Origin of the sequence: Mesorhizobium sp. M7A.F.Ca.MR.148.00.0.0 (assembly GCF_003997735.1) — a bacterium.
Taxonomy (GTDB): Bacteria; Pseudomonadota; Alphaproteobacteria; order Rhizobiales; family Rhizobiaceae; genus Mesorhizobium.
Map to the genome: position 1 here is coordinate 1 of NZ_RZTB01000422.1, position 398 is coordinate 398.

Here is a 398-nt window from a genome sequence, read left to right on the forward strand (position 1 = left end):
CCTCTTGGTCTGTTCGTCGAGATAGGCGAAGTTGTAGGTGGCGATGTCGGTCATGATGCGACCTCAAATCCCTTGGCGTAGCGCGCCAGCCGCTCATTGAGCGTGCCGGTGTGCAGTTCGAACATGTGGTTGTCGTCGTCGTAGAAATAGATCGAGCGGCCCTCGCCCTCGACGCGCGGGCGCGGCGGGCGCATGTCGAGGCCGAGCTTGCCGATGCACTCGGCATAGTGGTCGAAATCGGCGTCATCGATCTTGAAGGCGATGTGGTTGTAGCTGCGCTCCGGCAAGGGCTCGCCCTCCATGATGGCGACCCAGATGTCGCCGATCAGGAAGAATTTTTCGCGCGACACCGAGAACTGCTCGGCATCGCTGGCATAGATTCCGCGTGCGTCGAATAC

Annotated in this window: 1 protein-coding gene; it reads right to left on the reverse strand. The window is 60.6% G+C overall.

The features are described 5' to 3' along the window. Positions 1–50: 50 nt before the first annotated feature. On the reverse strand, positions 51–398 hold a 348-nt coding region (fosX, locus tag EOB49_RS34795; protein ID WP_127383554.1), incomplete at its 5' end, for a FosX/FosE/FosI family fosfomycin resistance hydrolase.